Source organism: Bacillus cereus group sp. BfR-BA-01524, from assembly GCF_022662595.1.
GTDB classification, from domain to species: Bacteria; Bacillota; Bacilli; order Bacillales; family Bacillaceae_G; genus Bacillus_A; species Bacillus_A thuringiensis_S.
In genome coordinates this window covers 1-26920 of the sequence record NZ_JAKUDW010000057.1, presented here as the reverse complement: position 1 = coordinate 26920, position 26920 = coordinate 1, and the positions used below count along the sequence as shown (strand labels likewise).

Sequence of the window (26920 nt, the reverse complement as noted above, 5' to 3'; positions counted from 1 at the left end):
CTATAAATGAGCATAGTTCTTTCTCAGCCCTCTCTGACGGAAAGAAATAAAAGCAACTGCGATAGAGCGCAGTTGCCTTTTTTTGTTTTTCTATGATTTTAGTAATCTTATAGTAGTCTCTAAGAATAGCTCCACTCCACAAATTAATGCTGATTCATCCACGTCAAATTTCGGATGATGATGTGGATAACAAGTATATATATTTTCATTACCTGTTCCTAATTTAATGAAACAACCGGGTGCTTTTCTTAAATATGCTGAAAAATCTTCCCCACCCATAGAAGGTTCAAGCTTCACAACACGCTCATTCCCAAACAAATGTAGTGCACTTTCTTCTACTATTTTCGTAATATATTCATCATTAATAACCGGATCATATCCATATCGATACGTATATGTATACGATCCTCCATGTGCTTCTGTAATTCCTTTCACAATTTTCTCGATTTTCCCTTCTGCTTCCACCCTCAATGCTTGATTAAATGAACGAACAGTTCCCATTAAAGTTGCTGTACTAGGAATAATATTGTCAGCCACTCCCCCATGAAACTGCGTAACTGAAACGACTCTTTGCATGAAAGCACTTGTATTTCTAGATACGATATGTTGTAGATTTGTAATAATCTGCGCTCCGATAGCGATAGGATCAATCGTTTCTTCTGGCCGCGCCGCATGCCCTCCTTTGCCTTGGATCTCAACTGTAAATACGTCTGGTGCTGCCATCATCGGTCCATATACAATTCCTACCTTCCCACTTTCCAAGCCAGACATAACATGTAAACCTATTACATAATCAACACCGTCCATAGCGCCCGCCTCAACCATTTCTTGTCCACCACCAGGGTATACTTCTTCTGCATGCTGAAAGAATAGACGAATTTCCCCTACAAACTCTTCCTTCATATTATTAATCACCTCTGCAGTGCTTAATAATATAGCTGCGTGAGCATCGTGCCCACATGCATGCATCATTCCTTTATTCACAGATGTATAAGATTTACTTGTCTCCTCTTGAATTGGCAAAGCATCTATATCAGCTCGAATCGCAATTACTTTCCCTTGCTTCACACCTCTTTTAATTGCTAGTACACTATACTTCGTCGGTCTCGTTACTTCAAAAGAAGAAAATGAGCATAATGTATCATATATAAATTGCGAAGTTTCTTTTTCATGAAATGATAATTCCGGATACTTATGAAAATGCCTTCTCCATTTCACGATATTTTCTTCCGAAATTAGACCCTTCCACACTCTATTCATGATAATTTCCTCCTTTTCAAAAGAACTAGAAATTTTACTCCGTCTTAAATGATTAATAAAAACAAATACTGCATTTTTACGTATTCTTATAGTCCACTTTTATGTATTCACACAATCCACTTTCTATTTACATGTCAAACCCATTACAAATTCATGCTGAATGTAATATAATTGCTAAGTTAGGGATTTTCTTTTTTAGTATTTAGTGCTAATATCAGAAAAGAGCCTTTTGACTTATTTTTACCTAAAATGTGGGATTTTGTTTTTTTCACAATAATGTAGGACATGATACCTACAAAGAGCTATTATTTCATTAAGAGAGGGAAAGACATGGAAAGATTAAAAGAGATATGGTCTCGACCACTCACACAATGGGTTGCAAAGACGGTTTATTATCTTGCAATTTTATTTGCATTACTTTGGTTGTATGGATTCCATGATACAAACACAAGTACATTTATTTACAATGAATTCTAGGGTGGGAACGTTATGAAGTTATTAGAACAAATTGAAAAGTGGGCTATTGAAACGCCTGATCAAACCGCTTTTGTTTGGCGAGATGCGAAAATTACGTACAAACAATTAAAGGAAGATTCTGATGCGTTAGCACATTGGATTTCTTCTGAGTATCCAGACGATCGTTCACCAATTATGGTGTATGGCCATATGCAACCTGAAATGATTATTAACTTTTTAGGATGTGTAAAAGCTGGACATGCTTACATTCCTGTAGATTTATCTATCCCAGCTGATCGTGTACAACGTATCGCTGAAAATTCTGGTGCGAAATTGCTTTTATCGGCAGCAGAAGTAACTGTAACTGATTTGCCAGTTCGCATCGTAAGTGAAGACAACTTAAAAGATATTTTCTTTACTCATAAAGGGAACACTCCAAATCCTGAACATGCGGTAAAAGGTGATGAAAACTTCTACATTATTTACACATCAGGAAGCACAGGTAATCCGAAAGGGGTTCAGATTACTTATAACTGCCTTGTTAGCTTTACAAAATGGGCTGTAGAAGATTTCAACTTACAAACAGGGCAAGTATTCTTAAACCAAGCACCTTTCTCATTCGATTTATCTGTTATGGATATTTACCCATCATTAGTAACAGGTGGTACGCTTTGGGCAATCGATAAAGATATGATTGCGCGTCCAAAAGACTTGTTTGCTTCTTTAGAGCAATCGGATATACAAGTATGGACTTCCACACCTTCTTTCGCAGAGATGTGTTTAATGGAAGCATCTTTCTCTGAGAATATGCTACCAAACATGAAAACATTCTTATTCTGCGGTGAAGTGTTACCAAATGAAGTAGCTAGAAAATTAATTGAGCGTTTCCCAAATGCAACAATTATGAATACGTACGGTCCAACAGAAGCTACTGTCGCTGTAACAGGTATTCACGTGACAGAAGAAGTACTTGATCAATACAAATCACTTCCAGTTGGCTACTGTAAATCAGACTGTCGCCTTCTTATTATGAAAGAAGATGGTACGATTGCACCTGATGGTGGAAAAGGCGAAATCGTAATCGTCGGTCCAAGCGTAAGCGTTGGATATTTAGGAAGCCCTGAATTAACAGAAAAAGCATTTACTATGATTGACGGTGAGCGCGCCTATAAAACAGGCGATGCTGGCTATGTTGAAAATGGTCTTCTATTCTATAATGGTCGTCTTGATTTCCAAATTAAGCTGCATGGTTATCGAATGGAATTAGAAGAAATTGAGCATCACCTTCGTGCGTGTTCTTACGTAGAAGGTGCAGTTATCGTTCCAATTAAAAAAGGTGAGAAATACGATTATTTATTAGCGGTTGTTGTTCCTGGGGAGCATTCGTTTGAAAAAGAATTCAAATTAACATCTGCAATCAAAAAAGAACTCAATGAGCGATTACCAAACTACATGATTCCACGTAAATTCATGTATCAATCTTCTATTCCAATGACACCAAATGGAAAGGTAGATCGCAAAAAATTATTGAGTGAGGTTACAGCATGACCGCATATGGATCATTTTATTTTTTCGCTATAGTGGGCATTTTATTAATACCTACTATCATAGCTGGATTAAAAGGTAAAATGTTGCGTAAATATAATGCCGTTTTAACATTAGTCATGCTTGCTATTATCTTCTCAGATAAACCAAAGCAAGCAATGATGTTAGCTGCATTTATTATTTGGCAATATGTCCTTATTAAAGGCTATTTAATTTTAAGAAAACAAAATAATAGTACATTCACATTTTGCATAGCTGTTATTTTATCGATTTTGCCTCTTATTTTGGCAAAAATCGCACCATTTGCATCGTTATTACCTGAGTTAAAACTTGTTGTTTTTCTAGGTATATCTTACGTAACATTCAGAGCAGTTCAAATGGTATTTGAAGTTCGTGATGGTTTAATTAAAGAGCTTTCTTTCTTTAACTTCTGGGAATTCGTTTTATTCTTCCCTGCGATTTCAACAGGACCTATCGATCGTTACCGAAGATTCCAAAAAGATATTCAAAAGCCACCTAGCGCTGAAGAATATCAAAATTTACTATATACAGGACTAAATCGTATTTTCCAAGGTTTCTTGTATAAATTTATTATTGCTTACTTAATAAAGCAATATTGTATGGATCCAGCATTCGCTCAACACGATACAATCTTTTCAAATATGATTTACATGTATAGCTATAGCTTATATCTATTCTTTGATTTTGCTGGTTATAGCTCTTTTGTAATTGGTGTAAGTTATATGATGGGAATTAAAACGCCAGAAAACTTTAATAAGCCCTTCCTTAGTCGTAATATTAAAGACTTCTGGAACCGCTGGCACATGAGTTTATCATTCTGGTTCCGTGATTTTATTTACATGCGTTTCGTCTTTTTTGCAACGAAGAAAAAGTTAATTAAGAACCGTTACACAATTTCGTATATCGGTGCATTTTTAAATTTTTTCATTATGGGAATTTGGCATATCCAAGGAAGCGCTGTTGCGCAGTATATTATTTATGGTCTATATCATGCCGCACTGTTTATTTTATTCGATATTTTCGAACGAAAAAACAAGAAGCATAAGTTTTGGCCCAACAATAAATTCACACGCATCCTTGCGATTGTAATTACGTTCCACGTTGTATGTTTCGGTTTCCTAATCTTCTCTGGACACCTTAACAGATACTTTTAATGCACCCTTCTTATTCCATTAAGAAGTTGCACATATAATATATTTCGGATATAAAGGAGATTTTACAAATGGCAGAATTCAAAGAGCAAGTATTAGATATTTTAGAAGAAGTATGTGAAAACGATATTGTGAAAGAAAACTTAGATGTTCAATTATTTGAAGAAGGTATTCTTGATTCTTTCGCTGTAGTATCTTTATTAGTTGAATTCCAAGAGCGTTTAGATATTGAAGTTTCTATTTCTGATTTTGACCGTGACGAGTGGGCTACACCAAACATGGTTATTAAGAAGTTGGAAGAAATCCGATGAACAAAGCAAAATTTGGTCCGATGCTTTTAGCATTGGCCCTTTTTGCTGTATTCTTACTTATTCCAACGCGCTTTCTACTTCCACTTTTAAGTGATGAAAAAGTAGAACAAGCTGCTACTTCTTTAAAAGAAGAAAAGATTCAAAGTATGATTTTACAGCAAAAGATGTTAGCAGATCCAAAATATCTTCCGATGTACGGTTCATCGGAATTCGCACGTATGGATGCTTTCCATCCATCTAATTATTTTAAAGTAAAGCCTGAAGGATTTACGCCATTCCTTCTTGGACGCGGCGGAACACAAGACCTTGTACATGTGTTAAACTTCGCATCTACAATGGATCAATTGAAAGATAAGAAAATGGTATTCGTTCTTTCTCCGCAATGGTTTGTACCACAAGGTATTGACGAGACGCACTTTGCACCTAACTTTTCAAAACAACAAGGTTACCACTTCATTTTCAACAATGATTTAAAACCTGAAATGAAAAAACAAATTGCAAAGCGTTTATTAAACTTTGAGATTGTAAAAAAAGAAACTTTATTAAAAATTTCGCTTGAAGGTATCGCTTATGATGATACGAAGTATAAAGTAAAAGCACTTGCTGCTAAACCTTTCGCTTATATTTATCGTAACATTTTAGATCGTAAAGATTTATTTACAGCTATGTTTAATATTAAACCGCACAAAGAAAAGCTTGATCCTTCATTAAAACAAATGAACTGGGAAGAGGCTCGTAAACATGCGGATCAAACAGGTGCAGTAGAATCTGGATCTAATGAATACGGTATTGAAGATGATTATTTCAATAGCAAAATTAAGAAAAAATTAAAGCAACGTGAAGGTTACTTAAAAAATGATGCTTATGACCAATCGCCAGAATATGAAGATTTACAAATTGTACTTGATTTATTAAAACAATCTGGTGCAAAACCACTCTTCATTTCTGTTCCTGTAAAAGGTCCTTGGTACGACTACGCTGGCTTCCCGAAAGAACGCCGCGAAGCATACTATAAGAAAGTTCATGAGCAAATTGAAAAAGCTGGTTATCCAATTGCCGACTTCTCAAATCATGAATACGATAAATACTTCTTAAAAGATCATATGCACTTAGGTTGGAAAGGCTGGGTTTACATCGACGAAGCCATCCAACAATTTTATAAAGCAAACTAATGAAAAGACCACTTGAATTACTCAAGTGGTCTTTTTGTATATATTTTGTAATTGCTCGATTGCATCCTCCGCTTCTTTCATAACTCGCTCCACTACATGCTGAGCTGATTCGATTCGTGCCAACGATGCTGCCTGTCCTGCCCAAAGTGACATATATTCTTCCTTATTTTGCTTCGCTGCCTCTTGGCGTATTTTAGAAGTTAATACGTTTTGCACTGGATACATCGGAAGCCCTTCTTCTTTTCCTTCATGTCTCTCTATAAATTCATTCCGGATACCCCGTGCATATTTCCCGGAAAACGCACGAGTTACAGTTGTGCTCGTATCTGTACTATGTAAAACCGCTTCTTTATACACATCGTGCGTAACACTCTCTTCACTTGTTAAAAAGGCCGATCCCATTTGAACACCTTCTGCTCCTAGTGCCAATGCCGCAACAAGCCCTTGCCCGCTCATTACACCACCTGCTGCGACAATTGGGATATGCAGAACAGCTTCTACTAACTGAGGTATTAACGCAAACGTACCAATCATAGCATCTCGTTCTTCCCCAATAAACGTTCCTCTATGCCCTCCTGCTTCGCTACCTTGCCCGATAATAATATCTACTCCTAGCTCAGCAAGTACTTTCGCTTCCTTCACATGGGTAGCTGTTCCGATAACTTTTATTCCACTTCTTTTTAAAGCATTTATTTCTTCTTTTTCTAACGTTTGAAATGCAAAACTAACGACCGGTACTTTTTCATCTAATAGCACTTGTAATTGTTCCTTATAGCTTTTTGGAAGCTTTAACGTCCCCTCTACTTCTATACCTAATTCTCTATTCACTCCACTTAGTAATACTTTCGCCTCATTTATCTTCTCTTCTTCTATTTGTATCTCTTTCGTTACAAGTAAATTAACACCGAAAGGCTTATCTGTTAGTTCTCTTATTCTATAAATCGCTTCACGAATTTGTTCTGGGCTCATATAGCCCGCTCCAAGCATCCCTAATCCTCCGCTATTACTTACTGCTGCAACAAGTTCTGGCGTCGTAATCGCGCCTGCCATACCGGCTTGAACGACGGGATACTCAATTTTTAATATGTCTGTTACTCGACTTGTAAACATCATTTTCCCTCCTATTTCCTTTATATCTTCTTTATTTGATAAGCTTTCCCCTGCTTTTGCAAGGGTTGGACCTCAAATGAAGCGAATATATTGAAAGAGAAGGAGGCTGAGCTTAATGATTTATCCAAATGCATTAAAACAAGGTGATACAGTAATGATTATTGCACCATCTGGTCCACCTACAATCGAAAATGTATTAAAAGGTGTGAATGTATTACAAGAGATGGGGTTATCCGTAATAATCGGGAAGAGTGTTTACGAGAAATATGGATTTTTAGCCGGAAGTGATCAAATTCGGCTTGACGATATACATGAAGCATTTACAAATAATGAAGTGAAGGCAATTTTTTGTGCACGAGGTGGTTATGGAAGTGCTCGTCTTCTTCCTCACATTCAATATGAAGTTATTAGGCAGAATCAAAAAATCTTTTGGGGATATAGCGACATTACAGCTTTACATACTGCTTTTTCACGTTATGCAAAGCTTATAACATTTCATGGTCCGATGATTGAAGAACTAGGAAAAGGTATTGATTCCCTATCTTTATCCTCTTTTAATCAGCTATTCCATCCGTATTCAACCATTTTATCTGCATCAGAATGTATCGTACCTAGCTCTCACAGTACAGTTACAAGTACGTTAGTTGGAGGAAATTTAGCTGTGTTAACAAGTATAATTGGTTCGCCCTACGAGATAAATACGGACAATACACTTTTATTACTTGAAGACATTGGTGAAGAACCGTACCGCATTGACCGTATGTTAAATCAGCTACTTTTATCTGGAAAGTTTAATGAATGCAAGGGCGTTATTTTCACAAGTTGTCACGACTGCACTCCTTCAAAGCCATCTCAATCATTGCAAACAATATTATATGAATATTTCGCGCCATATCATATACCTGTCCTATTCGATTTACCAATTGGACATATAAGTCCAAACATCGGTATTCCACTTGGAGCTACAGCGACAATAAACACGAATAATAAAACAGTCTCTATTTCTTCTGGTATAGCCACTCCATATTCAAATTAAAAAGGAAAAGCGATTACGCTTTTCCTTTTCCTTTTCCTTTTACTTATAATAATTAAAAATTCGTCCAGATGCGATATCTGCAATTTCTTCTGGAATAAATGTTTTACTTATATCAGTGCCAACATTTAATACAGCTGTAGCATCTTTCTCAATGCTACCAAATAACTCTTTCCCACGTATCGTAATAAGGGGCGTTCCTTCTGGCAACACATCTTTTACAAATTCCATTTGTGTAAAGAACGGAACGATCCATCTACCTTCTCCTTGGAAATGACGCAAACGAAGTATTCCTTCTGTTGCCCCGTCCTCTGCTTCTAGTGAACCAGCAACATAAAACTCAGTAGATAAGAGCAATTCATAAAATTCCTTTTGCTTCTGTTTATCATCCCCTGCTACAACAAGTACCTCTTCTAATTTCTTTACTGAAATTTGCTCCATATGATGCCACCCCTATTTTCAAAATGATTGTACTTAGATTATACGAAATATTCTTATTTTTTTCTACATAATTCGCAATTATTTTCTTAAAATAATTTTAATGCTTCTTTTGTCGTCACAATCGTAGCAAACTCTTCATGTAAATTTACAAGTGTCATATTGTGAATATCCTCTGCACTATACTCCTTACCATCTAAACCTTTACGGTTAAAAGTAGCCGTTGCATCACTCACTAAATATGTTGTAAATCCTAAATTCCCTGCCATTCGTGTCGTAGTTTCCACGCAATGATTTGTCGTTAATCCTACAACCACTACTGCATTACATTTGTTCTTTCTTAATCGCTCTTCTAAATTTGTCCCAATGAACGCGCTGTTAACGAATTTCTGAATAACCACTTCACCAAGTAGTGGTTGCACTTCTTCTTTAAAGTTTACCGTTTCCGCTCTCTCATAAAACATTGACTGAGCATTTTCTTTATTTACATGTTGAATATGAAAAACTGGTCGTTTCCTTTTTCTCCATTCTTCTAACAAAATTCTCATGTTTTCTTCAGCAAAAATATTATTTCTCTCGCCCCAATCTGGTAATTGAAATGCCTTTTGTACATCGATCATGATAAGTGCTATTTGATTTGTCATCATTTCCCCCTTAATTTGGCTGTAATTGAAATAGAAAACCAAGTTGTTGTGACGCAGTAATAAAGCAAACATAGGCGCAAAGCTCTACAATTTCTTTTTCTGTCCAATATTGTTTTAATGCGTGAAACATAGTATCATCTATTGCTTTTCGGTCATGAACAAATGTATGCGCAAAAGTAACGGCTACACCAATCTCCTCTGCCTTTTGCACATCATCTGGTCTTCCCTTTGCCATACAGTACGGACATTCATTCCCATACGCTAATGTTCTTCTCACTTGCTCCTTCAACTCTGCTGAAAGAGTTCCTTTATTGTACAGTGTATCTTCTAACTTACTCCACGAGTTTAATATATCCGAATTATGCCCTAATAACTTTTGAAACTTTGTATCTCCTACATTTGATAATGAAATTCTCTCCATCATTTCCCCTCCTATTTCCTTCTGTTTTATTGTAAAATAAATAACGTTCACTTTACATTTCATATGAATCTTAATTTATATTTTCCCTTTACAAAAATCATTATTTTACTGGAGGTATATTTACAAATGCAATTAGACCGTGTTGATCGAAAAATTTTAAATGAATTATATAATGATAGTCGCCTTTCGATGCGTGAATTGGCTAAACGAGTAAACTTATCTGCTCCGTCTACTTCAGAACGTGTTCGTAAGCTCGAAAGCGAAGGTGTTATTCAAAAATACACAATTGATATTGATTATAAAAAGGCAGGACTAGTTTTAGATTGTATTTTAGAAATCACCTTAAAGAATGGTGATACAACACGTATGCAACAATTTATTCAGTCTTATCCATCTGCAAGTTTTTGTTACCGAGTAACAGGAAGCTTATGCTACATTGTAAAAATTTCTGTTCCTTCACTCGTTGAACTTGAAGAATTTATCAATGATGTTTCTTCATATGCAACGACAGTTTCTCATATCGTATTATCAGAAGTATCTCTTACTCCTGATATTGAACATATCTTCCCAGAAGATTAATTTATTTTTATTCATAAAATATAAAAAAACCCCTTACAATAAGAATAAAAATAATATATTATGTATTAAAATACATAAAGTTCGAGAAAGGGGCTTTACATTGAAAATCTGGTTTTATGAAAAAACGGCACAATTAGATGACTTGCTTGGTATTTGGGATAATGTTCCAACCATCCCGCGAATTGGTGAAAAAGTGGAGATTTTAAAGACGGTCCGCACTGTTACAGATATTAAATATGTAAAGAACGGTAATAATTTTCGTGTAGAAATTATTACAAATTAAAAAGTAGCTCCTAAGAGCTACTTTTTAATTATCTATTATGTGCTTTCTTTATAACGATTTTATCTTCTTCTACAGATACTGTTACATAATCACTTTCTTCTAACCGAAGCTTATTTACAGCCTCATCTGGTAACTCTATGGCCATCAATCTATCGGTTACGATCACTTGACTATACACTTCATTTTCATGTGATGCACTCTCTACTTTTTGCTCATTTATAAAACGTACTGGTGGCACGCCAACTTCTTTTACTATACGCCATTGTTTCCAAACATAAGGAATTAACCATAGTAATCCAACAACTGTAAGACCGATACCAATCCATAAATTACTTTGCGCTTGTAATTCAATAATTGAGATTGTACCACTTTCTTCTCCACCGAAAAATTGCATACTTGTTGCAATCAAATTATTTAGAGCGTGCACAGCTATATTCGTCCATATATTTTTTGTCTTTATGTATAAAAGACACATAACGACACCAAACATGAACGCACCAATAACATCAAAATGTCCTAGGCCAAAAATAATTGAAGATATAATTACAGCTTTTTTAATTCCCCATTTATGAGCCATTCGCTGTAAGAAAAATCCCCTAAAAATAACCTCTTCCATAATAGGTGCTAACACACATGCTGAAATGAAAGTAAATATCGTCATATATACGTTACTCGTATTAATAACATTTCCGTCTTCTAGCATAGTAACTAAGAAATTCGGTAACGTATGTGCTAATATGTAAAATTGAATCTGAGATATGCCAACTGAAAAAATCGTCCCCATTATCGTTGCTAATACAATTAATCCCCAAGATAAACGTCCTGGCTTATCAAAAAAACTGTTAAATACAACATTATTTTTATTTGTTTTTACGTATAGCCAAAGTAACGGAAATACAAAAAATACAGTTATTTGTGAAATAACCTCCATCGTATTCTCAGAAACATTTGCTAGACTTAATGGAATCATTGTAAGGAACACCCCTATAATCATCCATCCAAAAAAACTACGTAGTCTTATACGTGAAAATGCATAGTGCATATGAAACACCCCCAAAGATAGTAAAAAATAAAGTAAAACTTGAATCAATATTTTATAGGCGTCCTTTCCTTATAAATAATTGGATAACTAAATTGCAATATGAATCTAGTTGAAATTCTTCCTATTTTTCTCAAATCATTTCAAACAGCATATCTCTTAAAATAACATATCGCTGTTCTTCAAGTTGCAATCCAAGTGAAATTTATGTAATAAAAATCCCCGTTTTTACAAGCGGGGATTTCTTTTATTATAATACGTCACGTTTTTGGAATAATGCACTTGATGCTACAAGTAACACAACAAAGTATGCCGCTACAAGTAATAATGAAGTTGTAAACGTAAATTCTGTAAATGTTGGTTCCATTCCACCATTGATTAATTTATTGCTATCGTAAGCTCTTAAATCCAAATGGTTGAATACTACAAACTTCGCTACACCTTTTGCAAACATTATTAATACCATATTAATTGCACCTTGTAAGAAGAATAGGAACATCGTAATAATTAATGGTAATACAGACTTTCTAAAGACATTTGCTAGGAAAAATCCAAGTGTTGCAAAAAAGAACGGTGAAAGTAGTTGATATAAAGTGGACTTCATTACGATTCCTAACGTTAATTCTGTTTTACTACCATCCATTACAATACCGCCAATAATCATTGCAATTAGCATACCAGCTAATACGATAAATAACATCGCTAATAACACTGTAATATATTTAGAAAATAAAACTGCAAGTCTTTTTCTTGGACGGATTAACAATTGTTTAATTGTACCTTTTTGGAACTCATCAGTAATAGTACGGGCAGCAAGTGTAATCCCAAAAATCGTTGTAAATAAAACAATTAAGCCAATCTCTGAGTTTGCATAATCTAAATATGATCCCTTAAACTCATCACCTTTTCCCCACTTCAACATTGCTAAAGTACCTAAAATTTCGAGTGCCGCAATGACACCAATTAAAATATACATACCTTTTTTCGCATGCAACTTTAAAAATTCATTTTGAATTAATTTAAACATTACGCTTTCACTCCCCCAGTAATCGCTAAGAACTCATCCTCTAACGTTTTATTTTGAACAGTAACTCCGTATACAAGCACATCAGCATGCACAAGTTTTTTTACGAGTTGCGGAATGTTGTCTTTTGTTACAGATGCTACAATTACATTCCCTTTTGCTTTACCTTTAATGATTTCATTCGCTTTCTGAGCTTCATCTACTTCAAACGCTACAACGACTGCCTCATCATGTTTCACTTTTTCATGTAAGTTGTACTCTTGTACAAACTCACCTTGTTTAATAATAACAACGCGATCACACATTAATTCAATTTCACTCAATAAGTGACTTGATACGATTACAGCAATATTCTCTTCTTTCGCTAAACGTTGTAAATAATCACGAATTTGGCGAATACCAGCTGGATCTAATCCATTTGTCGGCTCATCTAAAATTAAGATTTTCGGCTGATGAAGTAATGCCTGTGCAATTCCTAAACGTTGTTTCATACCAAGTGAATATGTTTTCACCTTTTTATGAATCGCATGCTCTAATTCAACAAGCTTTACAATCTCAGCAATCCGCTCTTTACTAATTGGAGTAATGGCCATGTTCGCAAAATGCTTTAAGTTTTGCATTCCTGTCATATAATCATATAGTTCAGGATTTTCTACAATCGCTCCAATTTGCTCTAGTGCCTTTTCACGCTCCGAGCGAATACTATGTCCACAAATTGTAATATCGCCCTCTGTCATTGAAATAAGACCTGTCATCATACGGATCGTCGTCGTCTTACCGCTACCGTTCGGTCCAAGGAATCCGTATACTTCTCCTTCACGAACCTCAAATGATAAACCACGAATAATTTCCGTTCCACCAATCCTTTTTCGAACATTCTCTAACTTTACTACTACGTTTCCCAATGCTGATTCCTCCTTTAGACTTCTAGTTTTTTATCGACTATGTGACCTGTAACTACTAGTAATATAATTGTTAATAAACAATTAAAAAATAGATTTAAAATTGTAACCTCTGTACCAGAATAAAATGATGTATTTAAAAAACCATTTTGATCTATAAATCCAATATTATTTATAGCAAACACATACTTTTCTATTTGCTGAAAAATATACGTTATTCCTCCATTAAATGCGGTAAAAATGACGAATAAAACTAAACAAGCAACTTTATTCATCGATGATTTCACATTTAATAGCTTTACAATTACTATAATAAAATAAATAGAAACTAGCATATTAAGAAAATCTAGTCCCCATAAGAAAATAGATAACATATGATGTAATATTCCATAATTATATAAACTGTGTATTGCTTGCTGAATACCTAAATTAGTTTTTCCATTGTAAATATTTAAAGAAAAATAGTATAGAAAAATGATTCCTATTCCTAGCAAAATCATAAAGAGTAGTACACAGAATAAAATATTTGCACATATATACTTTTTTGCTGAAATAGAAGTATAACGTAGCATAGAGTTTTTTAACATTTTCCGAAAAGACGATATACCTGTTAAAAGAATTGCAAATCCATTTATACCTAGTACGATAAAGAATATAATAATTATTATATCTTGCCTACCTGAAATTCTAACTCCTGAAACTCCTTTCATATTAAATAAAAGAATTAATGAAACTGTAATAAAACCAAAGTAAATAATGGCTATCTTTCTCTTATTACAATTATACAGATAAAGAAAAAGCTGACTCATTTCTCATAGGCCTCCTTAAACAGTTCATGTACTGCTTTACCCTTTTGAAATCGTAGTTCTTCCACATTTTCATACAATATTATTTCTCCATCTTTCAAAAAGATTACTTCATCGAATATATTTTCGATTTCTCTTATTAAATGAGTCGATATAAGTAGCGTACAATCTTCACGATAAAATTTAAGTATTAGCTCAAGTACATGTTCTCTAGAAACAAGATCTATCCCGCCCAATGGCTCATCCAGTACGTATAGCTTCGCTTTTCGAGAAAATGTTAAAATGATTTGCAGCTTCTCTATCATACCTTTTGACAATGCTGTAATTTTTTCTTCTAACGGTATTTTAAATTCTGCAATCGTATCTACCGCTTTTTGAATATCGAAGTCTTTATAAAAATCTCGGTAGAAAAATAAAGCGTCTTTTACAGTCATCCAATCATCAAAGACTGGCTTATCGGACATAAATGAAACGATTTCTTTCGTCTGTAATCCTACCTTTTTACCGTCTATTGTGATACTACCTTCAGAAGGGTGTTGCAAGCCTGCAATCATTTTCAATAACGTCGTTTTCCCGCTCCCGTTATCTCCAACAAGCCCAACGATTTTCCCTTCCGTAATCTCTATGTTTAATTCACGGATCACTGCTTTTAATCCGTATCTCTTCCATAAGTTTTCTATTTTTAATAGCTCTGTCATTAGCTCTCCTCCCTCTTTTCATGTAATGAAGAACGAAGAATTGTAAGAATTTCTTCTTCTGAAAAACCTAAATTGTCCATTCCATCTATAAAAGAATGAAGTAATTCTTTCGCCATCTCTTTTCGTAGCTCCATAATTTTCTCCCCTTCATTCGTTACATACCGTCCCATTCCTCTACGTGTTACAACAACTCCATCCCGTTCTAGCTCTTGAAATGTACGCTGAATCGTATTTGGATTCACTTGTAATTCACTCGCTAATTCACGGACAGAGGGAATTTTATCACCAGGCAATAAATGTCCTGTTACGATCTCTTTTTTTATGTATTCCATTACCTGAATGTAAATTGGTATATTTGGAGAAAACTTTATTTTCATTTCTTCCCTCCTTTTGTATTGGTGTACTAGTTAAATAATACACTGATACAAAAGGTTTGTAAATACCCATTTAATTACAAAAAAGTTCTATCCGTTAACCGAATAGAACTTCTCAAATATAAATCGCTATACAAAAATAATAGTGTTATGTAAACAAAATTATAAAGAAAAGCTGTCTTATCAATCAATAAGACAGCTTTTCTTTATAATCCTATATTAAAAGTTAAACACGAAGTCATCGTCAGCTAACTTTTCAACGTTCGTTGCTTTTACGTAACCATTTCCTTTTACAGAGAAGAAATCATGGTTTTTCGTATCTGTACGTAAACCATTTAAAACGATTGGGTTAATTTCTTCTTCTTCAAACTTCGGCTCAAGTCCTAAGTTCATAAGCCCTTTATTCGCATTGTAACGAACGAAACGATTTACATCTTCTACAAGACCGATAGAAGTGTAAATTTCTTCTGTATAGGCCATTTCAATTTCATATAGTTCCATTAATAACTCTTGTGTTTCTTTTTGCACTTCTTGTTGCTCTTCTGCAGAAAGTTCTGCGAAGATTTGTTGTGCTAAAATACCGACGAATACGCCGTGAATTGACTCATCACGAATTATCAAGTTGATAATCTCACCACTTGCTGTTAGTTTTCCTTGACCAGCTAAGTAAAGCGGATAGAAGAATCCACTATAGAATAAATAACTTTCTAAGAACACACTTGCTACCATTGCCATATATAGCTCTTTTTTCGTTACTTCGGGCTTTAACAAACGACGATAGTAACCAGTAATAATACCGGCCTTTTTCTCAAGTAATGGATGATTGTCTACCCAGTCAAAAATATCATCAATTTCTTCTTCAGTAGCTAACGTTGTAAAGATATGACTGTAACTCTTCGCATGTACTTCTTCCATAGCTCCCATGAAAGCTAATACACTTTTAGCTTGTAAATTTTCAAGATGAACAAGTACAAGTGGCATTCCTTCGCCACCTTGTTTCGTATCTAAAAGTGTTAAACCACCTAATACACGCTTATAAGCAATTTGCTCTTCTTTCGATAATTGCACCCAAGTATTTTTGTCAGACGAAACCGCAATTTCTTCTTCTGTCCAAAACTGAGCGATGTTTTGCTTCCAAAACATTAAACTAAAATCATCTTCTTTTTTGTTCCAGTTTACCGCACGCATTAAATCGCCCCTTCTCTAAATATGATAACTAAGCATGAGCAGGGTTCAGAAAACCCTGCTCATCATGTCTCACTTTTTATATTAAACGGTACAAGCCACACACTCTTCCACGCTTAATTTACGTGTTCTCGTATAATACAGACTCTTTAAGCCTTTTTTATGTGCATAGATGTAGTAACGTGCTAATTCACGTGTTGAAATATCACTATTCACGTAAAGAATTGTACTAATTCCTTGGTCAATATGTTCTTGAATTTCTGCGATTAAATCAATTAATTTAAACTGATTCATATCGTAAGAAGATTTATAGTACCAGAACGTATCTTTTGATAAATACGGCATTGGATAATATGTTGTCGCGTTCGCATATGTTCTTGATTCGATTTGACTTACGATCGGCATTACGCTTGAAGTTGCATTTTGAACGTAACTGATTGATTGTGTTGGAGCAATGGCAAGACGATATGAGTTGTATAAACCATTCTTTTGCACTTGCTCTTTTAAACTTGTCCAATCTTCTTTTGTTGGAATATGAATTCCTTCAAATAGTTGCTGAACTTTTTCAGTTACTGGGCTGTAATCTGTCGTTTCATACTTTTCAAAGTATGTGCCATTCGCATAATCAGATTTATCGAAGTCTTTAAATGTCTCGCCCTTTTCTGTAGCGATTTCCATACTTTTCTCAATAGAGTAGTAATTTAACATCATAAAGAATGTACGAGCGAATTCTTTCGCTTCTGCACTTTCATAAGCGATTTTATTTTTTGCTAAATATCCGTGTAAGTTCATTGCTCCAAGTCCAACTGAATGAAGCTCATCATTTGCTTTTTTCACAGTTGGTGCATTTGGAATAATCGTCATATCAGAAACAGCTGTTAAAGCTTCCATTCCCGCATGAACTGCTTCACGAATTTCTTTATTTTCCATTACGTTTACGATATTTAACGATCCTAAGTTACAGTTAATATCACGACGGATAATGTCATCTGTGCCGTAATCATTTATTTCTGAAGTTTCTTGAAGCTGGAAAATTTCTGTACATAAGTTCGACATCTTCACAGTTCCAATATCCTTCAATGGATGTTGATTATTTGCATTTGATTTAAACATTAAGTATGGGTAACCAGACTCAAGCTGAATCATAGCGATTTTAATAAGCATATCACGTGCACTAATATCTAGTGGCTTCTTCTTCACTTTCGGATTGCTCATTAATTCATCATACATTTCATCAATGTCAATATCATCTAAATGCTTGCCATATTCTTTATAAACCGTATAAGGCGCGAAAACATGGAAAGGTTCGTTTTTCTCAGCAAGCTCAAAGAACTTACTTGGAACGATAATTCCGATTGATAGAGACTGAATACGGCTCTTCTCATCGGCATTTATTTTTTTTGTATCAAGGAATTCAATAATATCCCAATGGAAAATGTTTAAATATACTGCACCGGCACCTTTTCGTTGGCCAAGCTGATTCGCATATGAAAACGAATCTTCAAGCAACTTCATAACAGGTACTACGCCACTTGCAGCGTTGTCGATACCTTTAATTTGCTCACCGCGTGCACGTAGCTTAGATAAGTTTAAAGCTACTCCCCCGCCGATTTTCGATAATTGCATCGCAGTATTAATGTTAAAGCCGATTGAATTTAAGCTATCGTCCATCTCTAACAAGAAACAAGACACCATTTCTCCTCTTCTGCTTCTTCCCGCATTTAAAAAGGTTGGTGTCGCTGGTTGGTAGTTTTGTTTTACAATCATGCTTGCGAATTGTCTTGCCTTCGAAACATCACCGCGTCCTAAGTATAATGAAACAATTGCTACACGATCTTCATAGCTTTCTAAGTATTGTTTTTGATCATTCGTTTTTAACGCATAATCTTTGTAGAACTTAGATGCTGCCATATAAGATTGGAACTCGAAGTTTTCACCATAAGCGATGTTATATACTTCCTCTACTTCCTCCAAGCTATACTCGTCCAGAACGTTGTAATAGTAATCATGTTCTTTCATATACTCCATTCGCTCTGCCACGCTATTAAAAGGAACGGTATTCTCTCTAGCTTCTTCCATAAAGACTTCTAATGCCTCTTTATCTTTATGAAGCTGATAAAAACCGTCCTGCATTTGCGTGATTTCATTATTCAGTTCAATGTGTCGCAATCTCCCGCACCCTTTCCTTAAAATATTCTACATCGTTATTTGTTCCAGATAACTCAAATTTTGATACAATAGGCACTTCATATTTAGTAGAAATCTTGTCAGCACTTGCACCGAACATGTCTCCCCAGTTACGATTGCCGCTTGCAGATACGCCTTTTAATTTTTCATTATTGCGCTCTAAAAAGTCTAAAACACGTTCTGGTACATTGCCAAAACCTGTTGTATACGTAATAAGAATAAAGTCTTCATCTATTACTAGATCTTCATCAATTTGAACGGCCGGCATATTTAATTTGTGAATGAAACGCTTCACGTTTCCTGTCATAGAATCATATGCAACTAACATTTCCGACCCTCCCTCTCAAATCTATATTCTCTATATGTTGTTCTTGATTTCTCTATATATTGTATTACGTTTCAAAATAAGACACAAGATATATGTATAAATTCTTTCTTTTTTTAAATTTTACTTTTCGACATGATAGCCGTTTTTTTTCAATACAATGACTATGAAACAACATTCTAAAACTCATGTCAATAAAGTGCTTTTCAAAAAAGTTGTCAACGAATTTAACCTTATTTTTAAAAAAGTTAACAATATCTTTTGTCATAAAACGGTAGATGCTGGAGAAATATATTTCTCCAGCATCACGCAAAAAAGAACAGATATGAAACTATAATCTGCTCTAAAAAACGATTACATTTATCAAATTTATCTTATTAAATATATTATACATATACTTTCGTTTTTCGTTACATACTAAAAGATAACTATTATAGAAAAAGATTATTATTATGGAACTTCAATTTATTTATGAAAAGTTTATTCAGAGTGCTCAATACGCAAAATATCTTTTACAAATATGTGATGTGGATTTTCATCTTTATCAAGCATTGTACATACAGGAGCCTCTTCATCAAAGTATACAATCATTCCTTCTACGTACTGATATGTATGTTGAACTTGTACAGTTACTTTAATTTCTATCGCTTCTTCATATGCTCTTTTTATTTTCTGAAGCATTTTTGCTGAACATTTTCGTTTCTCTGGATACATAACCATTCCCATAAATCTATTGCCGGCTCTATCTTTCCACATATAATCCCAATGTGGTAAAATGCTTTGTTTAAAATCGCCCATAATTCCCCTCTCCTTTATCTTTTATTTATCCCACATTAAACGTCCGGTTGGTGAAGGCTACTAATTAGTGAAGGTTGCCCTGCTGATCAAAATTCCCCTTTATGAACGTGGCGTTTCTGAATATGTATAAATCACTTGCCCGCCTCGCTGTGCGTTACCAATGAAATGCTTAAAGTCTTCTCTATTTACAACAACTTCTCTGAACGTATAAAATACATCTTTCGTAACAACATACTCCGTTATTTCACCATTTTTCAGCTGATCTAAAATTGTATTTGCTAATTCTTTATCCATGTATTTCACCTCTCTGCAATATTTTATTCTATCGTATATTCTATAGGTCAACAACTGTAAAATTATCCCGCTATTTGCGGGTAGTCCGATTGGTGCTGACTACTAATCAGTCGTGGAATGAACAAAAAATCTTACTGATTAACATTTCACTTTATCTCGTTGTTATGCCATGATTTTATTTTCGTTATTTCGCAAACAATATCGTTTTACTATATGTCCACTAAATATCATATACTAACATAGCTACTTCTCTATATCAAACATTTCGGCATTCAATTATGCAAAGTTCCATACCACTATGCTACAATATACAAATAGGACTAGGAGGGATACTATGATTCGGAAAGCAAAAAAGACAGATGCAATGTCAATAGCTCCTTTATTGTATAATGCTCTGCATGAAATTGCTGAAAAAATCACAGGTAGCACAGTTGAAGCAGAAGTATTACTAGGACTTGAGACATGGTTCTCAAAAGAAAATAACCGTCTGAGCTACGAAAACTGTTTTATTTATGAACAAGACGAGAGTGCAGTTGGAATTATTGTCGCTTATCACGGTAGTGAAGCAACACAGCTTGACGCACCAATTGTACATCACTTAAGAGAATTACATAAAGATGAATCGATTACGTTAGAAAAAGAAGCTGAGCTTGATGAGTATTACATTGATACATTATCAGTTTCAAGTGCACACGGTGGAAAAGGTATTGGTTCTAAATTAATTGAAGCTGCCGAAATCTATGCAACTGAAAAAGGGCATGAAAAAATCGCTTTACTTGTTAATTTAGAAAACACACGCGCCTATTCACTATACGAAAAGTTAGGTTATAAAAAAGATGAAATTGTTATGCTAGTAGGCGAACCTTATGCTCATCTCGTAAAACCATTAAACGTCAAAATTTCTATATCTTAAAAAGAAAGCACACGATTTATATAAATCGTGTGCTTTTATGTTAAATTCGTATTTAATATATTTCCATCCATCGCCTCGTGAAACGTATATGTTGTACATCCCCATGGCTTTCTATGCAAAATAGGAGAACCAGACCATCCCATTACCCTCAGCTCCGTTCCAATCATCGAATTTAAATAATTATGACCTACAAGAGCAATACTTCCATGTACGAGAGCATAACGATGTAACAGGTAAGCCGCTTGCCTTGCCCTCTCTCTTACTTCCTTATAAGACTCAACATCTTTATGGTAGCCAAGTATCCATAATGTGCGTCCAATGAACATCCATACCTTAATTGTGCATTTCAACCACTTCGGAGCAAAAAAGTAGGAAGGAACTTCAGCTTCTCTAAAAAGAGAGTTTTGCATAAAAGATAAAGAATCCGTTAATTCAGCTGCTGATTGTACAGCACGCCTTTGATCACTTGTTAAGACAAATTTCGCTGCTTCAATTGCCTCTATTGTTTCTATCGGCATTTTAGCTTTTTGTATCATTGACTCGGAATCATACTGTTTCATCCATTCGTGAAATGAATTAATTGTCATCGGTTCTCTTATAAGACCTAAACAACCATGACGAATAAAAGAAATCTTCATTCTTTTCACTCTCCATTCATCACTTACGAACTCTATTATGCACTAGTTCTAAACATCATACCACGCAAGAAAAGAAAGTCATATACCTTTACATCTCCCCACCACTATCATGTGTTATCGAAGCATGGATACTATCCATCCCATCAAAATATGTACTCGTATCATATTGACGAATCTTTTTTAAATGCATATAAGAAAATAAAAATAACATTAAAGCTATAACACTCCCCACAAATTCAAACATCATTTTACCGCCTCTAATTTCTCCCACTTCAGCAGGTTATTCTACTTTTTCATTATACCTCGATATAAAGATTCCCGCATTTTTGCTATTTTTTTCAAATAACATGGATTTTCTACATATTTTCTTACAAAAAGTGAATATTTTTCGAATTTTTACTTTGGAAACATTTACAAAGTAGGAAATATGGTTCAAAATAGGAGGAAATAAAAAAACCCAAATTTATTCTTTTTTTGGGAAAACTGTAACAAGGAGAGTTGCTTATGCAGATCGCAGAAACTGGAGATATCATCGAATTTAAAGGTGGAATGCAAGGCCGTGTTCAAAAAGTAAATCAAAACTCTGTTATTGTTGATATAACAATTATGAAGAATTTTAGAGAACTAGATATGGAACCTCTTACAGTTGTAAGTCATAAAAACTATACTGTCGTTAATCAAAATGCATAATATAATAGAAAGAAAGGGCCTGTATACTATACAGGCCCTTTCTTTCTATTAACGATTATCAATTGTTTCCGGATATAGATCGTGGTTCATCATGCGGTAGTCAGCCATTTGTTCATACTTCGTCCCTGGGCGACCGTAGTTGCAGTATGGATCAATTGAAATACCACCACGTGGTGTAAATTTCCCCCATACCTCAATGTAACGTGGATCCATTAATTTAATTAAATCGTTCATGATAACGTTCATGCAATCTTCGTGGAAATCACCATGATTGCGGAAACTAAATAAATACAACTTTAAAGATTTACTCTCTACCATTTTTTGCTCTGGAATATAGCTAATATAAATTGTTGCAAAATCTGGTTGTCCTGTTTTCGGGCATAAACTTGTAAATTCAGGACAATTAAATTTTACAAAATAATCACGGTTTGGATGATTATTATCAAATACCTCTAATATTTCTGGGCTATATTCAAATAAATATTTTGTATTTTGATTTCCTAGTAATGTTATATCTTTTAAATCTTCATCTAATCTTCCTGTCATTTTAAACATCCCTTCTCGTTATACGCCGCGTTTATTTCCCCATACTAACGCATGAAGCTGAGGCAATACTTTTGCATCATTCATCTCTTTACAATTTACAGCTTTATCAATCAGCCACTCATACTTATCTAATAATTTTTTAATAAGCATCGCATCATCCACTGTTTTTGTATCATCGTTTCCTACTTGCAGGAAAAACGGTACACCTGGATAACGTTCGTGCATCTTAACTGCATATTCAAAATCATGATCATCGAATACTACTACTTTTAAACTAATATCTTTTCCTGCTAGTTTCTGAATAATAGCATCTAACTTCTGAAAATCTGTTTTCATCGTCGAACTTGGTGGTTTTGGAGAAATTGTTACCTCATCAATTTGAAGTAACCAATCTTGCCATTTACTCCCTTGTGTTTCAATTGCCGTTCGCATTCCATTTTCTTTTAATATAGAAAGAAGAAACTCAATATTTTTCAGTAATGCCGGATTTCCGCCTGAAATCGTAACATGAGAAAAATTTTCTCCTCCAATTGCAACAAGCTCGTCCCAAATACCTTCTGCTGTCATCTGTCTAATTTGATCTTTAGCCGATCCATCCCACGTAAAAGCAGAATCACACCAAGCACAGCTATAATCACAACCAGCTGTACGGATAAACATTGTCTTTTGTCCTACGACCATTCCCTCACCTTGAATAGTCGGACCGAATATTTCTAAGACAGGGATTTTACTCATCGAGCATCCACTCCCGTCTTACTTCCGCATAACTAGTCGGCGTCTCAAATAGACGAACAAATTCAACGCGAGCTCCTTTATATTCGTTCACTCGATTCTCTTTTGTTAGTGCTTCTGCCATTTTTTCATAAATCCAAACGACCATATTTTCAGCAGTCGTATTCATTGCTGGTAACGTTTCGTTTAAATAACGATGATCTAAATAAATTTCTATTTCATTCTTCCAAATTTCTTTTATATCTCCAAAGTCAATTGCAAGACCTATTTCATTTACATATCCACTAATTCCAAATACAACTTTATATGTGTGACCATGTAAGTTTTTACATTTCCCTTCATAACAATGTAAATGGTGTGCTGCATCAAATGTAAATTCCTTGCTGACCATTACTCTTTTATTATGATATTTGAGTTGTTTACGCTGAATATCCTTGTCCATTTTTTGCAAATTCTCTACGATGCGAAATCCAAAAAAGTTATCCATTAGTTGTTCGCTCCTTCGCGTTCTTGTAGGTACGTATCTAATCCTGCTTTACGAAGTTGACATGCTGGACATTCACCGCAACCATCACCAATGATTCCGTTATAACATGTTAATGTTTTTTCTCGAACAAACTCAAATGCTCCAAGTTCATCTGATAATTTCCATGTTTCAGCTTTATCAATCCACATAAGTGGCGTGTGAATGACAAACGGGAAATCCATAGATAAATTTAAAGTAACGTTTAACGATTTCACAAACACGTCACGGCAGTCTGGATAACCACTGAAATCAGTTTCACATACACCCGTTACAATATGACGTGCTCCAACTTGTTTTGCCAATACAGCAGCAAATGATAGGAAGAGTAAATTTCGTCCATCTACAAATGTCGACGGCAATTCACCTTCTTCATGTGTAATCTCCATATCCGTTCTCGTTAACGCATTTGGAGCAAGTTGATTTAATAGACTCATATCTAGTACCGTATGCTTTATTCCTAGCTCTTTTGCAATTTCCGCTGCACAATCAATTTCTAGCTTATGACGTTGATTGTAATTAAACGTTACAGCTTCTACCTCTGCAAACTGCTCTATTGCCCAAAATAAACATGTTGTACTATCTTGTCCTCCACTAAAAACAACAACTGCTTTTTCTTTTTTCATTTCACTCATTCTCCTTCTCTACTATAAATAAGAAGAAAGAACGTTCTTGAACTGTCACAATAAAAAAACAAAACAATACCTAAGGATATTGTTGTTTCCATAGTTTTTTATAGAGGGAGTTCGCGAACCTCTCCCGCGCGGTGCACGGAATTTCTTCTTTCATTGACACAGCTTATTGTAACATATTGTATACTAGCGTAAAAATTTCTGATTTTTCCGCTATTTATCATTTCATTTCTTTCATTTTATAGTATGATTAATTTAATATAAGCAGAGAGGAGGCATCCCACTGAAATCCTTTATTATTTATCTCTTTTTAAATATATTATTCATCCTTATTACAATGCTCGTATATCATTTATTTTGGAATCAAAAAGGGAAACGCTCTCCTAAATTAAATTCAGCTATATTCATTGTACTCTGTTGCCTCGCTACCGTACTCTGTATTACATTTGCAGCAAAAACAAATAATGGTTTTCAATTTGATATGCGCCATATTGTATTAATTGTCGGTACATTAACGGGAGGGCCTATTGCTGGTGGTTCTATCTTAGTTGTATTAAACATATATCGCTTATTATTAGGTGGGGTAGGTGTTTTCCCATCTCTTATCGGTTCTGTTCTTCTATTTATTGTTCTATTATTAACATATAAATTTTTCAATCGAACTTCTAATCGTATAAAAATAACACTTGCTATTATCTACAGTCTCACATACGGATTTTGTTGGATACCTTTCTTCCTTTCAAAGGTTACAAATAAGGCTGATTATATACCGCATATTATTGTGTATGAGTTATGTTCAATGCTTGGTACAATCCTAATTTTATATTTACTACACATATTACAAACTCAAGTTCGTCTCCAAAACGAACTTATAAATGCTGAAAAATTTCATTTAATTGGTGAAATGGCAGCGTCTATCTCTCATGAAATTCGCAATCCATTAACTTCAACGAAAGGTTTTTTACAACTGTTACAATCAGATACATGCACTGAGCAGGAACGGAAATTATATATCGACATTGCCATTAATGGCATCGAACAAGCAAATCATGTTCTTACAGATTATTTAACCTTTGCCAAACCAAGCATTGAAAAAGAACAAACATTACAGTTAGAAGAAGAATTACTACATGCATTATCGTTAATTACACCACTTGCTAATTTAACAAATGTACGTACTCATTATATAAAGCAAAGCACTTCTTTTTTTATCGCTGGAGAAAAGCAAAAACTAAATCAATGTTTATTAAATATTTTAAAAAATTGCATTGAAGCTATGCCAAAAGGCGGTGATCTTTATTTCACATTAGTTCCTGATCATAAGCATATTCAGTTATATATAAAAGATACAGGAGTCGGTATGGATTCAGAACAAGTAAAACGTCTTGGCTCGCCTTTCTATTCAACGAAAGAAAAAGGCACTGGACTTGGAATGATGGTCGTATTCAGTGTTGTTCAAGCTATGAATGGAAAAATTGATATTATAAGTGAAAAAGGAACAGGTACAACCTTTTTATTAACCTTTCCACTCATACAAAAAACGTGATGAAATAATCATCACGTTTTTTCTGTTCCTTCAACTAATTCAGCAAAAGCCTTCACTTTTCCGTGCGGTTGTTGATTTTCTTTACGCGCTTTCCAGGCACGCTCTTCTTCTCGCTTCTTCTTAGACATACTTTTTCAACTCCTTCTTTTCTTTCTCCATGTAGTATTCCAAAATAAGAAAGAAAACTATGCACGTATCAAAAAAAGAAGTGGTTTCCCACTTCTTCCACTTTAGCGCTGCAAAATTGCATGTTTCGCCTCTTTTAATTGCGTAAGATGTCTTTGTTCATGCAAATCAAGAAATTGAATCCATTGATACAAATTCAGATCATTAAAAACAGGATGCTTTAATCCATTTTCAAATAGATCTTTTTCATCTATAACACTATGAAGCGCATGTAATAGTTCTTGTCGTGAATGTTCTAGTAATTGAATTCCCTGCTGTTTTTTCATTAAAGTTTCTGTTGGTTGCATTTGCTGAGGAGCTTCTCGTTTATGTGTGCGATCAAGCGTAAGTTGGAGGTCTTTAAATGGAGTCATGTTTCTTTCATTTTTTTGTAAAGCATATACAAGGGCAGACGTGACAGATTGTTCAACTAAATGCAAGTGGTGTAAAATTTGAATAATACTCCATTTATCACGGCG

Annotated in this window: 35 protein-coding genes and 1 riboswitch; of the genes, 11 read left to right on the top strand and 24 right to left on the bottom strand. The window is 34.6% G+C overall.

Annotated features, from left to right (window positions below; translation table 11 throughout):
- Positions 1 to 90: 90 nt before the first annotated feature.
- Positions 91 to 1260 (bottom strand): amidohydrolase, encoded by a 1170-nt coding sequence (locus MR170_RS19725; RefSeq protein ID WP_050842946.1) that lies wholly within the window; start codon positions 1258 to 1260, stop codon positions 91 to 93.
- A gap of 330 nt (positions 1261 to 1590) precedes the next feature.
- Here MR170_RS19725 and MR170_RS19720 point away from each other — a divergent pair, with 330 nt between their 5' ends.
- From MR170_RS19720 to dltD, 5 genes are all read left to right on the top strand, one after another.
- Positions 1591 to 1737 carry a teichoic acid D-Ala incorporation-associated protein DltX gene (locus MR170_RS19720; protein WP_000440293.1) on the top strand — a complete coding sequence of 49 codons (147 nt, stop codon included), beginning with the start codon at positions 1591 to 1593 and terminating at the stop codon, positions 1735 to 1737.
- Between the two features lie 12 nt (positions 1738 to 1749).
- Positions 1750 to 3264: a D-alanine--poly(phosphoribitol) ligase subunit DltA gene (gene dltA / locus MR170_RS19715; RefSeq protein ID WP_242308998.1), complete on the top strand. Its 1515-nt coding sequence runs from the start codon at positions 1750 to 1752 to the stop codon at positions 3262 to 3264.
- Positions 3261 to 4436, top strand: coding sequence for a D-alanyl-lipoteichoic acid biosynthesis protein DltB (gene dltB / locus MR170_RS19710; protein ID WP_029441794.1), 1176 nt, complete (start codon positions 3261 to 3263; stop codon positions 4434 to 4436). The genes dltA and dltB overlap by 4 nt, the downstream gene beginning before the upstream one ends.
- A gap of 68 nt (positions 4437 to 4504) precedes the next feature.
- Positions 4505 to 4744 (top strand): D-alanine--poly(phosphoribitol) ligase subunit DltC, encoded by a 240-nt coding sequence (gene dltC, locus MR170_RS19705; protein ID WP_000807310.1) that lies wholly within the window; start codon positions 4505 to 4507, stop codon positions 4742 to 4744.
- Positions 4741 to 5916 (top strand): D-alanyl-lipoteichoic acid biosynthesis protein DltD, encoded by a 1176-nt coding sequence (gene dltD, locus MR170_RS19700; RefSeq protein WP_001030272.1) that lies wholly within the window; start codon positions 4741 to 4743, stop codon positions 5914 to 5916. The genes dltC and dltD overlap by 4 nt, the downstream gene beginning before the upstream one ends.
- 21 nt (positions 5917 to 5937) lie before the next feature.
- Here the strand turns inward: dltD and MR170_RS19695 are convergent, their stop codons facing one another.
- Positions 5938 to 7026: an NAD(P)H-dependent flavin oxidoreductase gene (locus MR170_RS19695; protein WP_242308996.1), complete on the bottom strand. Its 1089-nt coding sequence runs from the start codon at positions 7024 to 7026 to the stop codon at positions 5938 to 5940.
- A 115-nt stretch (positions 7027 to 7141) separates the two neighbouring features.
- Between MR170_RS19695 and MR170_RS19690 the strand changes: the two genes are divergently transcribed.
- Positions 7142 to 8062, top strand: a complete 921-nt coding sequence (locus MR170_RS19690) for a S66 peptidase family protein (protein WP_242308995.1) — start codon at positions 7142 to 7144, stop codon at positions 8060 to 8062.
- A gap of 39 nt (positions 8063 to 8101) precedes the next feature.
- Here MR170_RS19690 and MR170_RS19685 read toward each other — a convergent pair whose 3' ends face one another.
- The 3 genes from MR170_RS19685 to MR170_RS19675 all read right to left on the bottom strand — a co-directional run bounded on the left by MR170_RS19685 (position 8102) and on the right by MR170_RS19675 (position 9562).
- On the bottom strand, positions 8102 to 8500 hold the full coding sequence (locus tag MR170_RS19685) for an SseB family protein (protein ID WP_000435265.1): 399 nt from the start codon (positions 8498 to 8500) through the stop codon (positions 8102 to 8104).
- An 86-nt stretch (positions 8501 to 8586) separates the two neighbouring features.
- Positions 8587 to 9141 (bottom strand): cysteine hydrolase family protein, encoded by a 555-nt coding sequence (locus MR170_RS19680; protein ID WP_141542563.1) that lies wholly within the window; start codon positions 9139 to 9141, stop codon positions 8587 to 8589.
- A gap of 10 nt (positions 9142 to 9151) precedes the next feature.
- Positions 9152 to 9562: a carboxymuconolactone decarboxylase family protein gene (locus MR170_RS19675; RefSeq protein WP_098641041.1), complete on the bottom strand. Its 411-nt coding sequence runs from the start codon at positions 9560 to 9562 to the stop codon at positions 9152 to 9154.
- A gap of 126 nt (positions 9563 to 9688) precedes the next feature.
- Between MR170_RS19675 and MR170_RS19670 the strand changes: the two genes are divergently transcribed.
- A complete protein-coding gene (locus MR170_RS19670) occupies positions 9689 to 10141 on the top strand; it encodes an Lrp/AsnC family transcriptional regulator (RefSeq protein WP_001175505.1) in 453 nt (150 codons plus the stop codon).
- Positions 10142 to 10241: 100 nt separating this feature from the next.
- Positions 10242 to 10424, top strand: a complete 183-nt coding sequence (locus MR170_RS19665; RefSeq protein WP_000707107.1) for a DUF3913 family protein — start codon at positions 10242 to 10244, stop codon at positions 10422 to 10424.
- A gap of 28 nt (positions 10425 to 10452) precedes the next feature.
- Here the strand turns inward: MR170_RS19665 and MR170_RS19660 are convergent, their stop codons facing one another.
- From MR170_RS19660 to MR170_RS19610, 11 genes are all read right to left on the bottom strand, one after another.
- Complete coding sequence (locus tag MR170_RS19660) at positions 10453 to 11466, bottom strand: CPBP family glutamic-type intramembrane protease (RefSeq protein ID WP_242308993.1); 1014 nt, start codon at positions 11464 to 11466, stop codon at positions 10453 to 10455.
- A gap of 247 nt (positions 11467 to 11713) precedes the next feature.
- A complete protein-coding gene (locus tag MR170_RS19655) occupies positions 11714 to 12490 on the bottom strand; it encodes an ABC transporter permease (RefSeq protein ID WP_242308991.1) in 777 nt (258 codons plus the stop codon).
- A complete protein-coding gene (locus MR170_RS19650; protein ID WP_016082361.1) occupies positions 12490 to 13392 on the bottom strand; it encodes an ABC transporter ATP-binding protein in 903 nt (300 codons plus the stop codon). The genes MR170_RS19655 and MR170_RS19650 overlap by 1 nt, the downstream gene beginning before the upstream one ends.
- Positions 13393 to 13406: 14 nt before the next feature.
- Positions 13407 to 14198, bottom strand: coding sequence for an ABC transporter permease (locus tag MR170_RS19645; protein ID WP_200458392.1), 792 nt, complete (start codon positions 14196 to 14198; stop codon positions 13407 to 13409).
- Positions 14195 to 14893: an ABC transporter ATP-binding protein gene (locus MR170_RS19640; protein ID WP_226602661.1), complete on the bottom strand. Its 699-nt coding sequence runs from the start codon at positions 14891 to 14893 to the stop codon at positions 14195 to 14197. Before MR170_RS19640 ends, MR170_RS19645 begins: the two co-directional genes overlap by 4 nt.
- Positions 14893 to 15270 (bottom strand): GntR family transcriptional regulator, encoded by a 378-nt coding sequence (locus tag MR170_RS19635; protein ID WP_242308989.1) that lies wholly within the window; start codon positions 15268 to 15270, stop codon positions 14893 to 14895. The genes MR170_RS19640 and MR170_RS19635 overlap by 1 nt, the downstream gene beginning before the upstream one ends.
- A gap of 216 nt (positions 15271 to 15486) precedes the next feature.
- Positions 15487 to 16455, bottom strand: a complete 969-nt coding sequence (nrdF, locus tag MR170_RS19630; protein WP_001203025.1) for a class 1b ribonucleoside-diphosphate reductase subunit beta — start codon at positions 16453 to 16455, stop codon at positions 15487 to 15489.
- A gap of 81 nt (positions 16456 to 16536) precedes the next feature.
- Entirely contained in the window at positions 16537 to 18621 is a 2085-nt protein-coding gene (gene nrdE / locus MR170_RS19625) for a class 1b ribonucleoside-diphosphate reductase subunit alpha (RefSeq protein WP_001215839.1), read from the bottom strand.
- Positions 18608 to 18967, bottom strand: a complete 360-nt coding sequence (gene nrdI / locus MR170_RS19620) for a class Ib ribonucleoside-diphosphate reductase assembly flavoprotein NrdI (RefSeq protein WP_000959447.1) — start codon at positions 18965 to 18967, stop codon at positions 18608 to 18610. The genes nrdE and nrdI overlap by 14 nt, the downstream gene beginning before the upstream one ends.
- A gap of 477 nt (positions 18968 to 19444) precedes the next feature.
- Positions 19445 to 19762: a hypothetical protein gene (locus MR170_RS19615; RefSeq protein ID WP_016082365.1), complete on the bottom strand. Its 318-nt coding sequence runs from the start codon at positions 19760 to 19762 to the stop codon at positions 19445 to 19447.
- A gap of 99 nt (positions 19763 to 19861) precedes the next feature.
- Positions 19862 to 20056 carry a hypothetical protein gene (locus tag MR170_RS19610; RefSeq protein WP_000356686.1) on the bottom strand — a complete coding sequence of 65 codons (195 nt, stop codon included), beginning with the start codon at positions 20054 to 20056 and terminating at the stop codon, positions 19862 to 19864.
- A 334-nt stretch (positions 20057 to 20390) separates the two neighbouring features.
- Here MR170_RS19610 and MR170_RS19605 point away from each other — a divergent pair, with 334 nt between their 5' ends.
- Positions 20391 to 20969 carry a GNAT family N-acetyltransferase gene (locus MR170_RS19605; protein WP_242308988.1) on the top strand — a complete coding sequence of 193 codons (579 nt, stop codon included), beginning with the start codon at positions 20391 to 20393 and terminating at the stop codon, positions 20967 to 20969.
- 35 nt (positions 20970 to 21004) lie between these two features.
- On the opposite strand, the gene MR170_RS19600 is transcribed toward MR170_RS19605, so the two are convergent.
- Both MR170_RS19600 and MR170_RS19595 read right to left on the bottom strand, forming a co-directional pair.
- Positions 21005 to 21607: a histidine phosphatase family protein gene (locus MR170_RS19600; protein WP_242308987.1), complete on the bottom strand. Its 603-nt coding sequence runs from the start codon at positions 21605 to 21607 to the stop codon at positions 21005 to 21007.
- Positions 21608 to 21695: 88 nt separating this feature from the next.
- Positions 21696 to 21851 carry a hypothetical protein gene (locus tag MR170_RS19595; RefSeq protein WP_029441787.1) on the bottom strand — a complete coding sequence of 52 codons (156 nt, stop codon included), beginning with the start codon at positions 21849 to 21851 and terminating at the stop codon, positions 21696 to 21698.
- 260 nt (positions 21852 to 22111) lie between these two features.
- Between MR170_RS19595 and MR170_RS19590 the strand changes: the two genes are divergently transcribed.
- On the top strand, positions 22112 to 22297 hold the full coding sequence (locus tag MR170_RS19590) for a YkvS family protein (RefSeq protein WP_016082367.1): 186 nt from the start codon (positions 22112 to 22114) through the stop codon (positions 22295 to 22297).
- A 48-nt stretch (positions 22298 to 22345) separates the two neighbouring features.
- Here the strand turns inward: MR170_RS19590 and queF are convergent, their stop codons facing one another.
- Genes queF through queC form a run of 4 tightly spaced genes read right to left on the bottom strand, consistent with a single transcriptional unit; the run spans position 22346 to position 24724 of the window.
- A complete protein-coding gene (queF, locus tag MR170_RS19585) occupies positions 22346 to 22843 on the bottom strand; it encodes a preQ(1) synthase (protein WP_242308986.1) in 498 nt (165 codons plus the stop codon).
- An 18-nt stretch (positions 22844 to 22861) separates the two neighbouring features.
- On the bottom strand, positions 22862 to 23578 hold the full coding sequence (gene queE, locus MR170_RS19580; protein WP_016082368.1) for a 7-carboxy-7-deazaguanine synthase QueE: 717 nt from the start codon (positions 23576 to 23578) through the stop codon (positions 22862 to 22864).
- Positions 23571 to 24062 (bottom strand): 6-carboxytetrahydropterin synthase QueD, encoded by a 492-nt coding sequence (queD, locus tag MR170_RS19575; protein ID WP_000368414.1) that lies wholly within the window; start codon positions 24060 to 24062, stop codon positions 23571 to 23573. The genes queE and queD overlap by 8 nt, the downstream gene beginning before the upstream one ends.
- Entirely contained in the window at positions 24062 to 24724 is a 663-nt protein-coding gene (gene queC, locus MR170_RS19570; RefSeq protein ID WP_029441786.1) for a 7-cyano-7-deazaguanine synthase QueC, read from the bottom strand. The genes queD and queC overlap by 1 nt, the downstream gene beginning before the upstream one ends.
- Positions 24725 to 24817: 93 nt before the next feature.
- Positions 24818 to 24861, bottom strand: a riboswitch (PreQ1 riboswitch).
- Positions 24862 to 25067: 206 nt separating this feature from the next.
- Here queC and kinB point away from each other — a divergent pair.
- A complete protein-coding gene (kinB, locus tag MR170_RS19565) occupies positions 25068 to 26276 on the top strand; it encodes a sporulation sensor histidine kinase KinB (RefSeq protein ID WP_226602652.1) in 1209 nt (402 codons plus the stop codon).
- 11 nt (positions 26277 to 26287) lie between these two features.
- Here the strand turns inward: kinB and MR170_RS19560 are convergent, their stop codons facing one another.
- Together MR170_RS19560 and MR170_RS19555 are read right to left on the bottom strand one after the other, a co-directional pair.
- The gene (locus tag MR170_RS19560; protein ID WP_000038355.1) at positions 26288 to 26404 is read right to left on the bottom strand and encodes a DUF6254 family protein; all 117 of its coding nucleotides are present in this window, start codon (positions 26402 to 26404) and stop codon (positions 26288 to 26290) included.
- A gap of 102 nt (positions 26405 to 26506) precedes the next feature.
- Positions 26507 to 26920 (bottom strand): DinB family protein (locus tag MR170_RS19555; RefSeq protein ID WP_242308985.1); only part of this gene is annotated, 414 nt, incomplete at its 5' end.